Consider the following 14,538-nt stretch of genomic DNA (forward strand, 5'->3'; position numbering starts at 1 on the left):
GATGAAATAGAAAATTTAATCATAGCCAAAGTTACGGTTCAATTTTATGTTGAAATATAAAGGAATTAGAAACAAATTTAATTGACTATTTTGATGTTTATTTGGTAATGAGCAAAATACAACTATAAAGTTTTAAATTCCAAAGTGACCTCATTAAAATTACTTCACTAACCTGCAAGGTTTCTAAAACCTTGTAGGATAAACATACGGGCTTTTTACGCCTAATTATTTAATTAAATTAGCCAATTTCTCGGATAAGGCTTTTCTACTATAAGGCTGTAAACCAATCGCATTTACCTTTAAGGTGTTGTTCAGAAAGGCTTCGAAATAAGATAAAATTTGTGCTTTTAATTCGCTCTTTTGGTTGTAATTAAAATACGTTCCTGTGTTGGTGGACTTTATGATTTGGGCCACATCAGCATCCTTTGGGCCAATAGCTAAAATTGGTGTTTCAGAAATTAGATATTCAAAAACTTTTCCTGGTATGATAGCTTTGGTGTCTTCGGAGTCGATTTCAATTAACAACAATAATTGTGATGACATTTGAAATTTTATGGCTACTTCATGACTAACATAACCAACTACATCAACGTGATTTTTAAGTGCATTTTTGTGAATCGATTCTATAACATCATCGCTGACTACACCTATTAATTGTAACTTAAATACTTCAGAAAAAGCTTGATTCTCTTTTATTAATTCTGAAATCGATTCCCATAAAACCAAAGGGTTCCTTTCAGATAATAATGAGCCAATATGAGATAAAGTAAACAATTCGTCCTTTTTTACTACACTAATATTATGAGAATCGTAACCATTGGTGATTACCGAAATCGGTTGCTTGGTTTTGGTTCGGAATTCGTTTTTGGTATGATTACTTGTAACGATGATTTCATCAGCTGAATTTAGAACGTTATGCTCTAATTCTAAATGTTTTGCTTTTGAAGCTTGAGTCAATTTTAAATCTTTATGGTAGCCAATGGTTGTCCAAGGATCTCTAAAATCTGCGAGCCACTTCACACCCAATGCTGCTTTTAACCGCAAGCCAATTAAATGTAAACTGTGAGGTGGCCCTGTAGTAATTATGGTTTTTATTTCGTGTTCTTTTATATAATTTGAAAGAAATTCAACCGAAGGTCTTACCCAATTTTTCCGCGCATCTGGAATAAAATAATTTCCCCTGATATAGAGCATCGCTTTTTCAATCAAGGATTGCTTTTTAACTTTAGGGATAACTCCGGAACTGATTTTTTTAGAACTTCCCTTTGAAAACCAACTCGCCAATCCGTATGGCTCGTTAATAGGTTGTTTTAAGATGGTAATGTGATCTGGAATTTCGCTGACTAAACTTTCGTCAATAATAGGGTAATTTGGATTTTCAGGACAATAAACAATAGGCTCAATACCAAACTCTGGCAAGTATTTTACAAACTTGAGCCAACGTTGTACGCCTGGACCTCCAGCTGGTGGCCAATAGTAGGTTATGATAAGAATCTTTTTGCCCATCCTAAATTCCTGCGAAGGCAGGAATCTCATTAATATTAATAATTAACTTACTATAACAAAGACACTTCGACTGCGCTCAGTGTGACAGCTAGTTTTATTTTTTCCTAAAAGTAAAATATAGACCCAACAAAACCAAAAGTCCCAATACAACAGAACTCGCCAAAGCCACTTTACTTCCAGTCTCTACAACTTGTGGCTCAAACTTAAATTCTACCGTGTGATTTCCTTTTGGAATCTCTAATGCTCGAAGCACATAATTTACTCTAAAATGTGGTGTTAATTCACCATTGATATAAGCGTTCCAACCTTTAGCATAGTAGATTTCTGAGAATACCGCCAATCCATTATTGCTATTATTCGTTTCGTATTTTAAGTAATTTGGTTGGTATTCTTTTAACTGAATTGAAGCGGTAGAATCAACTTGATAGGTTGTTTTTAAACTATTTTCAGTCTGAACCGATTTTTCAATAACCGCTGAAGTCTTAGTATTCAAACTATCCAGAGCCAAAATTTCTTGGTTGGCGTCAGCAACAGCTTTGAGTTTAGACACAAACCAAGCATTGCCATTGGCTTCTGTATTGGTATATGGAAAAATCTGTCCTTGCTCCTCGGCAATAATGTATTTGGTGTTAAGCATATTGAGGACATTCATGTTGTTTTTATACACATGGAATTCCAACAATTCTTCTGCACGACCTAATTTGGCAGCACTATAACCCATTAACGAATTATGATAATAAGCTGCTTTTGCTGGCATTCGCTGACCTTCGGAAGACATATCCATCACCCTAAAATGCCCTTTATCTTTTAAAATTTCCTTATCTGCACTGTTAGGTTGATAGGGTTTGTCGACTTTAATGGCAGACACAAAATCATCGTTATTGACATATTTTTTATCCACGCTGACCAAATCAAAAAGGATTAAAACGGCAAATACAACGACGACTAAAGTTTCTGATAATTTCTTTTTCAGAAACAGGTAAATCGTTCCTGCTGACAATAACACTAAAATCAATGTTCTTAAGGTATCCGTTGTCATTAGGGATTTTCTATCCTGTATAACAGCGTCCATAAAAGGTTGTCCGTAGGCTTCAATATATTGGTCGTCCCTTAGGCCTTCAAAATCAAATAGTATGGATTTAAATAGTAAAAAGATGACAGCCAAACCTGCTGTGATTCCTACAGTATATAACAAGGCTTTTAACTTTTCTTCATCTTTCTGGAAGTCATTAAACAAGCGAACCAAAGCAAATATGCCCAATACAGGAATGCATAGTTCCAAAATAACCTGAATAGAACTTACCGCTCTAAACTTATTATATAACGGCACATAATCAATAAAGAAATCGGTAAGAAACCCTAAATTTTTTCCGTAGGATAATAAAAGCGATAAAACTGTACCACCAACGAGCCACCATTTCAATCGGCCTTTTACTAAAAATAAACCTAGAACAAAAAGGAAAATTATTACGGCTCCAACATAAGCTGGTGCTTCAACTATGGGTTGATTTCCCCAATACATTGGTGCATTTCGGGCAGCATCGAGCGCTTCAATTGGCGATGCTCCTAAATTAATATAGGCATTATAGGTTTCGGAATCTTTACCAACATCCTCATAATTTCCGCCTCCCATAAATTTTGGAATGTAGAGATTAAAGGTTTCCAATATGCCGTAACTGTATTCAGTGATATAATCTTTGCTTAATCCTGAAGTCACTTCCTTTGGTGAACCATCTGGATTAATAGTCAGATCACTTTGACCACGAGCGCTTTCTTTTACATACTCTTGCGTTGCCATAATGTTAGTGGCATTGAGACCAACGGCTAAAATGGCTGCAACAGAAAGCAACCCAACTGATTTAAAGAAATGTGGCAATACTTTTTTTCTGTAAGCGTCAAAAAGATACGCCAAGCCTAGAACTAAGACCAATAATAAAAGATAATAAGTCATTTGGAAATGGTTAGCAACAAGTTCTAGCCCTAAAGCGATTGCCGTTAATATAAATCCGAGAATATATTTCTTTCTGAAGGTGAGCACAATTCCTGCTAACACCAATGGCATATAGGCTATAGCATGTGCTTTGGAATTATGACCAACACCTAAAATAATAATGAGATATGTTGAAAACCCAAAAGCTAAAGCACCTAAGGCAGCAAGTTTAAAATCAACTTTTAAAGACAACAATAAAATATAAAAACCTATAAAATACAGGAATAGATAATCTGCTGGTCTTGGCAGAAAACGTAAGGTTAAATCGAGTTTCTTAATATAATTGTGTGGGTATTTAGCCCCTAATTGATAGGTAGGCATACCACCAAAAGCACTATTGGTCCAGTACGTTTCTTCTCCAGTGGATTTGGCAAACTCTTTTTGCTGCTGAGCCATACCAATGTAATGCATTATATCACTTTGGTTGATTTTTTTGCCTTGTAAAACAGGACTAAAATAAGCTAAAGACACTATAACAAATCCTATCAAAATTAGGACATATGGCAAAAAACGTTTTATAGAAAAAGACATGAAGATGCTTTAAGTTGAATGATTCTGAAAAGTAGTTATTTTTTTTTGAAACAACTTAGAAGATTTCTGTTTTCACAAGAATGATTTACTCAATTTCCTCGTAATCAATATACTCGCCAACTTTATCATTGGATGATTTATTTTTGTTTGGCATTTTATCAATAACGGTTTCCCCTTCCTTCTCCTTCTGTTGTTGTCTTTGCTGGTTAGGATTTTGGAATCCACCGAATTGTTCCCCGAATTTTTGTTCTGCTTTTTTAGCCACGAAGCGTACTAATAATGGTGCAAAAAGACGCGCCAATATCTTAAAACCGAAGTAAACCAATAAAATAATTAAAATAGTTCTCAGTAATCCCATGGATCAAGGTAATTGAATAATAAACATTGTAATATTCAAAAATACAATTATCGTCATTTATATTACGTTATTATTCCTTAAAAAAACTATAAAATCTATATATTTGGCTCAAATCTTCAATAGATAGAATGGTTTTAAATCCTTAAACAATGAGAATACTCAAATCGACCCTTGTTTTATTATTTGTAATATCCTTTAATTCTACTTTCGCACAATATACAGAAGTTATTAACTCTAACCGTCCTGGAGTTTCAAAAAGTGCCTTTTCTGTTGGCACAGGAGTGGTTCAGTTTGAAGCTGGTGCGTTTACCGTTAAAGAAGAGCATGCCCTTCGAAATTATGAAGTCTCAGGATTTGGTCTCGACTTTGCCCTTAGATATGGATTGCTTTTTGAGCAGCTGGAGTTATCACTTGATGGCATTTATCAAAACGATAAAATAACTTATAATAATGGAACTATTGCGATTGAAGATCCACGTTCTAATTTTAAGAATTTCACTTTAGGCGCTAAATACCTCGTTTATGATCCTTATAAAAATGCAGAAGAAGCGAAACCAAATTTGTATAGCTACCATGCCAATAGAGGTTTTAGTTGGAAATCATTAATTCCAGCTGTTTCCGTATATGTTGGAGCTAATTTTGATACTAAAGATAACCCTTACACAGCTTATGGTATCGAAGGATTTAGTCCAAAAGTAATGATAGCGACTCAAAACAACTTTAATGGCGGTTGGGTTTTTGTGATGAATCTCATAAAAGATAGAATTGGTACAGATCAATCCGATTTTTCATATATCTTAACCTTAACGCATTCATTTACGCCTCAATGGGTCGTTTTTGGTGAGACCCAAGGTATTCAGAGTGATTTTTATGCTGACAATATTTTTAGGTTTGGAGGTGCATATCTTTGGACCAAGGATTTCCAACTCGATGCCAATATCGCATTTAACACTAAAGATACACCTACCATTTTCAATATCGCTTTTGGAGCATCATATCGCTTAGATTTCCATAAGGATAAAAAGATTGACAATGGTAATTCCGCTAAGGATGAAGGCAAGCGTAAAAAACGAAAAAACAAGAATAAAAAGAAAAAAGAAGATGATTTTGATTCCTAATTTAGCTCTCCTAACTACATGATTACAATCAAAGAAGCCACGTCAAAAAAGGATTTAAAGGCGTTTGTTAAGTTTCCTTTTGAACTATACAAAGACTCAAAATATTGGGTACCTCCAATTATTAAACAAGAATTAGAAACTTTTAATAAGGACAAAAATCCCATTTTTAATGACGCTGAAGCTCGTTTCTTCCTGGCTTATAAGGCTGGTAAAATAGTTGGCAGAATTTCTGCAATTATAAATTATTTGGAAGTTAATAAACAAGGCATCAAAAAAATGCGCTTCGGCTGGTTTGATTTTATTGACGATTTGGATGTCAGTAGCGCTTTATTGGAAACAGTTGAAAACATTGGAAGAGAACATGGATTAAGTTATACAGAAGGACCTGTTGGGTTTTCCAACTTAGATAAGGTTGGTGTGATGACTGAAGGTTTTGACCATTTGGCGACAATGATTACTTGGTACAATCATGCTTATTATGTGAAGCACTATAATTCTCATGGCTACAAAATTGAAAAGGAGTACGCAGAAAGTAGATTTCCGTTTAGCAATGTAAAGCCAGAGTTTTTTAAAAAAGCACAAGAACTTATAAAACGTCGTTACCAAGTAAGGGCTTTGTCCTTTACCAAAACTGAAGAGGTAATGCCTTACGCGGACCGAATGTTCGACCTTTTTAATGAAACGTATTCTTCCTTATCGTCTTTTGTGGAAATTACAGATATTCAAAAGGAATATTTCAAAAAGAAATTTGTCAGTTTCATCAATCCAGAATACATAAAATTTATACTGGATAAGGATGATAAACTCATTGGTTTCGCCATTGTAATGCCACGATTTGCTGAAGCTTTGCAAAAAGCCAATGGTAAACTTTTCCCATTTGGATTTACACATATCTTAAAAGCGAAGAAAAATAGTAAAGAAGTTATTTTTTATCTCATTGGCATACTTCCAGAGTATCAAAATAAAGGCGTACACGCCTTAATCTTCAATGAATACTATGAAACATTTACAGCAAAAGGGATAAAAACATGCTACAGAACTCCCGAACTTGAAGATAATGTTGCTATTAAACAAATATGGAAGCATTTTGATCCTAAGATATATGCTAGGCGGAAAACATTTGTGAAGGATTTATAATTTTGGCTTTTAGCTTTCTTGAAAACGAATAAAAAACGGTTATCACAATTTTTAGTGATAACCGTTTTTTTTTATCTAATGAGTTTCTAATTATTCACCCATAGCTGCAATTAAAGCTGCAGACATTCTTTTGTAAGTTCCATTTACCAATCGCTCTCTGATGGCCTCAAATGCATCAAGTGTTTCCCTTACATCTTCTAAAGTATGTGTTGCTGTAGGAATCATTCTAAGTAAAATCAGTCCCTTAGGTATCACAGGATATACTACTATAGAACAAAATATTCCATAATTTTCACGTAAATCCCTTACTAAAGCCATCGCTTCAGGAATACTTCCTTTTAAATATACAGGCGTTACACAACTTTGTGTTGTTCCAATATCAAAGCCACGTTCCTTTAAGCCTGATTGTAAAGCATTAACAATGGTCCAAAGATTTTGCTTTAATTCTGGCATAGTACGTAACATATCCAAACGTTTTAAAGCACCAACCACCAATTGCATTTGCAGTGATTTGGCAAACATTTGAGAACGTAAGTTATATTTTAAATAATCTATGATTTCTTGATCTGCTGCAATAAAAGCGCCAGTGCTTGCTAAAGATTTAGCAAAAGTTGCAAAGTAGACATCAATATCATCTTGTACGCCTTGTTCCTCACCTGCTCCAGCCCCAGTTTTCCCTAAAGTACCAAAACCATGTGCATCATCAACAAATAATCTAAAGTTGAATTTCTCTTTAAGTGCAACAATTTCTTTAAGTCGTCCTTGCTCACCTCTCATACCAAACACACCTTCAGAAATCACTAAAATTCCACCACCAGTTTGTTCGGCCATTTTTGTAGCACGCTCTAGATTTTTTTCAAGGCTTTCAATATCATTATGCTTATAGGTAAATCTTTTACCATGATGCAATCTTACACCATCAATGATACAGGCATGTGCATCAACATCATAAACAATAATATCATCTTTACCCACTAAGGCATCTACAGTAGACACCATGCCTTGGTAGCCAAAATTCAATAAATAAGCGGCTTCTTTTTGGACAAATGTGGCGAGTTCATTTTGCAATTGCTCATGCAAATCGGTATGACCAGACATCATACGTGCACCCATTGGGTAAGCAGAGCCATAAGCTGCTGCAGCTTCAGCATCCACTTTTCTAACTTCTGGGTGATTTGCTAAACCTAAATAATCATTAATACTCCAAGTAATAACATCTTTTCCCTGAAACTTCATTCTATTAGAAATCTCACCTTCAAGTTTAGGAAATACAAAATACCCTTCTGCCTGAGCTGCCCATTTTCCAAGAGGCCCTTTGTCTCTATAAATCTTTTCAAATAAATCCTTCATGCTTTAAAATTGCTATTAATCCTGTCCTAAATGCTAAAAACCAACACATAAAACACTCTCAACATTAGTTAATTTAATTTAGTAGTGTCTGCAAAATTAGGCAATAATATGATGACCGCATAATTTATTTTTTCTAACTATTATCAAAGTTTTAAACAAAAAAAAACCTATCATAATTTTATACGATAGGTTTCCTTCTATTTTCAATATTTCACTTTATATATTCTATGGTAGCTTGTACTTCAGATTTACTATCAAAAAAGCCTTGATCTTCCATCCACTTGTCGTTATAGACTTTACTCATATAACGTGATCCATGATCTGGAAAAATCACTACAATTTTATCCGTTGGTTTAAATTCGCCTTCCTCTTGTAATTGCTTAATCGCTTGCATTGCCGCACCACTAGTGTAACCTACAAAAAGTCCTTCAGTATTTGAAATCTCTCTTGCTGTATGCGCACTTTCTTCATCCGTGACTTTTACAAATCTGTCAATAGCATCAAAGTCCGTTGCAGAAGGGATTAAGTTTTTGCCTAACCCTTCAATTCTATAAGGATAAATTTCTTTATCATCAAACTCACGCGTCTCGTGATACTTTTGCAAAACTGAACCGTAAGCATCAACACCAATAACTTTGACATTTGGGTTTTGCTCTTTTAAATACTTCGAAATTCCAGAAATTGTTCCTCCTGTACCACTACAAGCAATAAGGTGTGTAATCTTACCTTCTGTCTGATCCCAAATTTCTGGACCAGTAGTGTTGTAATGGGCATCTATATTCAATTGGTTAAAATACTGATTGATATATATCGACCCTTTGTTCTCTTCGTGTAATCGTTTCGCTACTTGGTAATAAGAACGAGGATCGTCCGCTTTTACATGTGCTGGACAAACATAGACCTTTGCTCCCATAGACTTTAACATGTCTATTTTATCTGCAGAAGATTTAGAGCTTACGGCTAAAATACACTCGTACCCTTTAATAATACTAACCATAGCAATACTAAAACCTGTATTACCAGATGTAGTCTCTATAATCGTATCTCCAGGAGACAAAATACCTTGGCGTTCAGCTTCTTCAATAATATGTAATGCGATTCTGTCTTTAGAAGAATGACCTGGATTAAAAGCTTCTACTTTGGCATAAAAGTCACCATCGAAGTTAGCAGTCATTCTATTTAATTTGATTAGGGGAGTGTTACCGATTAGTTGTAACACATTATCAAATACATTTTTGTTGTTGTTCATAAAATGAAATTTTTCAGTAGTCATTATTTATTAGACACCTAAAACCTCGCAAAAGTAACATTTTTTTTTGAATTAACTCGAAATTCCTTCTAAATCAAGTACAAAAGCAAACTCTTCTGCATCTTCCTTTAGACTTTCAAAACGACCAGAAGCTCCACCATGACCAGCATCCATGTTGGTTTTTAGATATAATTTATTAGCATCTGTTTTCATATCACGTAGTTTTGCTACCCACTTTGCCGGCTCCCAATATTGGACTTGCGAATCGTGAAGTCCTGTTGTAATTAACATATTCGGATAGTCCTTAGCTTCAACATTATCGTATGGTGAATAGGATTTAATATAATTGTAGTACAAAATATCGTTTGGATTTCCCCATTCATCATATTCTCCGGTGGTTAAAGGAATAGAATCATCTAACATGGTGGTTATAACATCCACAAAAGGAACTGCTGCAATAATACCGTTGTAAAGTTCAGGCGCCTGATTAATAATCGCTCCCATTAACAAACCTCCTGCACTTCCACCCATAGCATATAAATGCTGAGCAGATGTGTAACGCTCTTTTATCAGGTGAATGGAACACGCAATAAAATCAGAAAATGTGTTTTTCTTATCCAATAATTTGCCGTTCTCATACCAATCGCGTCCTAAGTATTCACCACCTCTAATATGGGTGATGACATAAATAAACCCACGATCTAATAGACTTAATCTTATCGTAGAGAAATAAGGATCTACTGTAGAGCCATAACTTCCATAAGCGTATTGCATCAGTGGGTTTTTCCCGTCTTTCTTTATCCCTTTTTTATAAACCACGGACATTGGAATTTTTGTACCATCTTCTGAAGTTGCCCAAATACGTTCTGACGTATAATTGTCTTTGTTGAATTTTCCGCCTAAAACTTCTTGTTCCTTTAAAATGACTTTTGTTTTAGTACGCATATTAAATGCAATGACTGAAGAAGGCGTTGTCAGGGAATTGTAGCCATAACGTAAAATTTCAGTATCAAAATCTACATTAGTTCCCGTATAAGCTGTGTAGGTTTCATTATCAAATGGTAAGTAGTAATCTTCACTTCCATCCCATCGTTTTATTCTAATTTGGTTTAAACCATTACTACGTTCACTTAATACCAAATAGTCTTTAAAAATGTCAATACCTTCAATTAAAACATCTTTTCGGTGTGCCATGACTTCTCTCCAGTTTTCAACTTTAGTATCAGACTCTGGCGTTTTCATTAATTTAAAATTGGTCGCTTTGTCTTTGTTAGTCAGAATATAAAAATGATTATCATAATGTGAAATGCTATATTCCAAACCTCTAATTCTTGGTTGAAACACTTTAAATTTCCCTTCAGGATTATCTGCGTCAAGAATGTGATATTCATTTGTTAAGGTACTATAACAAGCAATAATGAGATACTTTCTAGATTTTGATTTATAAACCGCAACTCCAAATGTATCATCGCCTTCTTGAAAAACGAGTTCGTCTTCAGTATTATCGCCCAATCGGTGTTTATAAATCTGGAAAGCTCTTAAGGTAACCTCATCCTTTTTGGTGTAAAACAAGGTTTCATTATCATTTGCCCAACTTGAAGAACCTGTGGTGTTTAGCACTCGATCTAAAGCAACTTCATTTGTTTCCAAATTTTTAACATGAATAGTATAATTTCGTCTTCCTGTAGTATCAATTCCATAAGACACTAATTTATTATCTGGACTAATACTAATTCCTGCCAATTTAAAATAGCTTTCTCCTTTAGCCATGATATTACAGTCAAATAACAATTCCTCAGGATTTTCCAAGCTATCTCTTTTACGCGTGTAAATCGGGTAATCTTTTCCTTTTTCGAATTTTGTAATGTACCAATAGCCATTATATTTATAAGGTACTGATTCATCATCTTCCTTTATTCTGGCTTTCATTTCTTCAAACAAATCCTTCTGAAATGACTTGGTATGAGCCATTTCGGTATCACAATAATCATTTTCAGCATTAAGGTAATCTATCACTTCTGGGTGCTCTCTATCTTTCATCCAAAAGTAATTATCAATACGTATGTCTCCGTGTTTTTCTAATTGATGTGGTATCTTTTTGGCAATAGGAGGTTTGGTTTCTGAATTCTTTATCATATTTATTTCCCGAGAAAGCGGGAATCTTATTTTGTTTTAAGAAAATTTTAGTCTAAAAAGTCGAGCAATTTACTACTTTTACATCGTATAAATTTAAAAGACAAGAATATGTTTGGAGATATGATGGGAATGATGGGCAAATTGAAGGAAGCTCAAAAAAAAGTTGAAGAAACTAAAGAGCGTTTACACAGTGTTTTAATTGATGAATCAAGTAATGACGATAAGTTAAAGGTAACAATTACAGCTAATAGAACCATAAAATCTATTCGCATTGATGACGACTTACTTCAAGACAAAGATATGCTTGAAGACTATTTGATTCTTACACTTAATAAAGCCATTGAAAAAGCCACTAACGTTCACGAAACAGAAGTTGCTGCTGTGGCTAAAGAAGGTATGCCGAATATTCCTGGTATGGATATGTTTAAATAAATGCATATTAATTAATAAAATTTGAATGACGTCCTCTAAGTAGAGGACTTTTTTTGTTTAATAAAGACAACGCAATTTTAAGATTGTTCAAAAATGTAAAATTTTATTACAATTTTAAGATCCCACAAAAACCAATTCTATCGTTTAAATGGAAAAAAACTCCTTTTGTACTGTTATTTAAGCAGTTAGTCTAAAAAAAATTCCTAATAATTTGTTAAATTTTATTTTTGAATTATTATTAATGCTATTAATTCAACAATTTATTATGAAAAAAGTAACAAAACTATTATTAATTGCGATGTTGGTAATTTTTGCATCGTGTCAAAAAGAAGACGTCAAAGCAGAAGACGGCCTTCAACAAGAAGCCGAACTACAATTTAAAGACGGCAATGTAATATCTGATGGCGAGGAAGACAAAGAACTGACTTTTACCTCAGATAGTGAGACCATTAAAGAAACGATTACTTTGATGTCTAGATCATCTGGGTCCAGCAGTGCAGCGGTGGACCAAGCTTACGATGTTATTGATGCAGATAGAGATCCTTACGGTTCCCAACAACCAGTTTCAAACTTTTGGTGGTCCGAAACTCCTGATGCATCAGATTACTTTGATGCCTCAACTTATTTTTCGTCAAATGACAGTAACAATTTAGAGTTTACTGAATATGCTGACGGTACAGCTAGCCTTATCGGTTCTACCGTATCCGGAACTTGTACAGTAGAAGTAAATGTATGGTTTAAGAACAAAAAGACTTGGGCTGAATGGTCTGCAGATGGTGGTGGACACAAAAAAGAAGGAACAGCAGGTTACGCCTCTAACTCAGCTGACTTAAATTGGTATGTTATAGACCACACAAAAAGTACGATGGTTGCTACAGGTGGAGATTGTGCACAAGTAGGAACCTTTGGTGTAACTCAAAGACCAGATCCTAATGACCCAAACACTCCTAATTTCGGGACTCACGTAGGTCCAGGTGGTGCAAACTATGATTCTAACGTTGGTGCAAATGGTGTTAGTACTTGGGGATGGTTAATCGATCCTGTTTCTTGTGATCCTTTATGGCTAATTGATTTTAATTTTAGAATAGAACCAAAAGTAGATGAGTGCGACGACTGTCAGGGTAAGGTAGATAATTTAACTTTTAAATGGAATTGGCATAATGACTACAGAGTTAGACTCTACCAACGTTCCGAAAACTCTTGCTATGCTACTAAAATATTTGATGAAGTTGTAGGTTCTGACAACGACTTTACGGTTGATGGAACTAATGCAGATGGCACCTTTGGCAAGTGGATTTATGTCTATGTAGGTCACTGCTATTACACTAAATTTAGAACGGATTGTCACTTAAACATTGGACCTGGATATAAGCGTGGTGTTATGGAAGTAGTGAGTGGAACAAGTACTGATGGCGGTGAGCTTTGTGAGTACGAACCAAATTACAACTGGTGCTGGTGGTGGTAAACACAAGTTTATTAACCAACACTTAGTATGTGTAATATTAAAGAGGAGACAAAAAATTGTCTCCTCTTTTTTTTTTAGTAAATATATAAACCTAATTCAAGGAAGTAAATACAAAATGTTTAAAAATAAATTTAGATAACTCTTGTCTCGCGCAAGAGTTTTAATAATGAATCATCTTAAAGGAAATGACCTTTAATTAGAATATAAACGTTTTTTTTCTGAATTTTTATACCTGAACTGCTTTCTATTTTTTCAACTTTGACAAAGGATTGAACCCTCTAAATAAAGAATAAAAAACCGGCATATTATTAAACAACTTCACTAATATAAAATAAACAAACCCTTTATAATCCTTCCCATAAAACTGCTGTAAAGGGTAAGCATTTGTATTTGATATGCTATCCATAACTATTTTCACTTGCTCTAAATTCATAGTGGATTTTAGCATCCTGACCATCATAAAAAAAACAAAGGATTGTTGTCTTGTTCTCAATCGTTCTATGCATTTGTGGTTCGCTTTCTGTTCTATTAGGCATTCTATAAGAGATTCAAATACAATGGCTGCATTTCTATTATCGTCAATTACCCTTAAATATTGAGATGGTTCCTTGCTTGTCATTGCAGAACCTTCAACAACTAAATGCCTATGTGCGTCGAGAGGAAGACGTGCCATTTTATTGGCTTTTAGAAACAACTCTGCAGTTAAAATAGCATCTTCCATCCAGCGATCTTCAATAAACTTTATTTCGGTGTTTTTTATAAATTCTCTTTTAATGATATACCACCAAACTTCATTCCTGTAATTATAGTTGGCAATATAATCCTGACCTTTATAAATTGGACCAATTATTATTGATTTGGCATCACTAGGCGAAGAAAGAGTTAAATTTGAACTTGTTGTCTGTTTAGATAAAAATGTTAAAATATCTAGATCTTTTTCTTCCGCAAATTCGATCAAGGTTTTTAATACATTGGGTAATACAAAATCGTCAGGATCTAGAAAATACAAAAAATTACCCTTTGCGAGATCTAGACCCCTATTTCTTGCACTGCCTACTCCTCCATTTTCCTGATTATATAACTCAACATTACAATGAACCCTACTATAATCTTCAGCAATTTCTTTACTTCTATCCGTAGAGCCGTCGTTAATTATCAAAATTTCGTAGTCTTCCTTATTCAAATCTTGGTTCAACAAACTGTCTAAACATACTGAAATATACTTCTCAACATTATATACTGGTATAATTATACTTAGCTTCAAAG

Annotated in this window: 11 protein-coding genes; 4 read left to right on the plus strand and 7 right to left on the minus strand. The window is 34.3% G+C overall.

Going from position 1 to position 14,538, the window contains the following annotated elements:
• Positions 1–225: 225 nt before the first annotated feature.
• From HM990_RS10355 to HM990_RS10365, 3 genes are all read right to left on the minus strand, one after another.
• Positions 226–1,536, minus strand: coding sequence for a glycosyltransferase family 4 protein (locus HM990_RS10355; RefSeq protein WP_229719247.1), 1,311 nt, complete (start codon positions 1,534–1,536; stop codon positions 226–228).
• A 64-nt stretch (positions 1,537–1,600) separates the two neighbouring features.
• Complete coding sequence (locus HM990_RS10360) at positions 1,601–4,027, minus strand: YfhO family protein (RefSeq protein ID WP_178988867.1); 2,427 nt, start codon at positions 4,025–4,027, stop codon at positions 1,601–1,603.
• Positions 4,028–4,112: 85 nt separating this feature from the next.
• The gene (locus HM990_RS10365; RefSeq protein WP_178988868.1) at positions 4,113–4,385 is read right to left on the minus strand and encodes a DUF4834 family protein; all 273 of its coding nucleotides are present in this window, start codon (positions 4,383–4,385) and stop codon (positions 4,113–4,115) included.
• 149 nt (positions 4,386–4,534) lie between these two features.
• Here HM990_RS10365 and HM990_RS10370 point away from each other — a divergent pair, with 149 nt between their 5' ends.
• The gene (locus HM990_RS10370) at positions 4,535–5,503 is read left to right on the plus strand and encodes a transporter (RefSeq protein ID WP_178988869.1); all 969 of its coding nucleotides are present in this window, start codon (positions 4,535–4,537) and stop codon (positions 5,501–5,503) included.
• A gap of 18 nt (positions 5,504–5,521) precedes the next feature.
• A complete protein-coding gene (locus tag HM990_RS10375) occupies positions 5,522–6,640 on the plus strand; it encodes a GTP cyclohydrolase (RefSeq protein WP_178988870.1) in 1,119 nt (372 codons plus the stop codon).
• A gap of 90 nt (positions 6,641–6,730) precedes the next feature.
• Here HM990_RS10375 and HM990_RS10380 read toward each other — a convergent pair whose 3' ends face one another.
• The 3 genes from HM990_RS10380 to HM990_RS10390 form a co-directional block, all read right to left on the minus strand.
• Entirely contained in the window at positions 6,731–7,990 is a 1,260-nt protein-coding gene (locus HM990_RS10380; protein WP_178988871.1) for an aminotransferase class I/II-fold pyridoxal phosphate-dependent enzyme, read from the minus strand.
• 211 nt (positions 7,991–8,201) lie between these two features.
• Entirely contained in the window at positions 8,202–9,239 is a 1,038-nt protein-coding gene (locus HM990_RS10385; protein ID WP_178988872.1) for a PLP-dependent cysteine synthase family protein, read from the minus strand.
• A 72-nt stretch (positions 9,240–9,311) separates the two neighbouring features.
• Positions 9,312–11,375, minus strand: coding sequence for a S9 family peptidase (locus HM990_RS10390; protein ID WP_178988873.1), 2,064 nt, complete (start codon positions 11,373–11,375; stop codon positions 9,312–9,314).
• Positions 11,376–11,483: 108 nt separating this feature from the next.
• On the opposite strand from HM990_RS10390, the gene HM990_RS10395 reads away from it, so the two are divergent.
• Both HM990_RS10395 and HM990_RS10400 read left to right on the plus strand, forming a co-directional pair.
• Positions 11,484–11,807 carry a YbaB/EbfC family nucleoid-associated protein gene (locus tag HM990_RS10395; protein WP_178988874.1) on the plus strand — a complete coding sequence of 108 codons (324 nt, stop codon included), beginning with the start codon at positions 11,484–11,486 and terminating at the stop codon, positions 11,805–11,807.
• A 265-nt stretch (positions 11,808–12,072) separates the two neighbouring features.
• Positions 12,073–13,272, plus strand: a complete 1,200-nt coding sequence (locus HM990_RS10400) for a hypothetical protein (RefSeq protein ID WP_178988875.1) — start codon at positions 12,073–12,075, stop codon at positions 13,270–13,272.
• A 244-nt stretch (positions 13,273–13,516) separates the two neighbouring features.
• Here the strand turns inward: HM990_RS10400 and HM990_RS10405 are convergent, their stop codons facing one another.
• Positions 13,517–14,536, minus strand: coding sequence for a glycosyltransferase (locus HM990_RS10405; protein ID WP_178988876.1), 1,020 nt, complete (start codon positions 14,534–14,536; stop codon positions 13,517–13,519).
• Positions 14,537–14,538 lie beyond the last annotated feature (2 nt).

Source organism: Winogradskyella schleiferi (assembly GCF_013394655.1).
In the GTDB taxonomy this organism is placed as follows: Bacteria; Bacteroidota; Bacteroidia; order Flavobacteriales; family Flavobacteriaceae; genus Winogradskyella; species Winogradskyella schleiferi.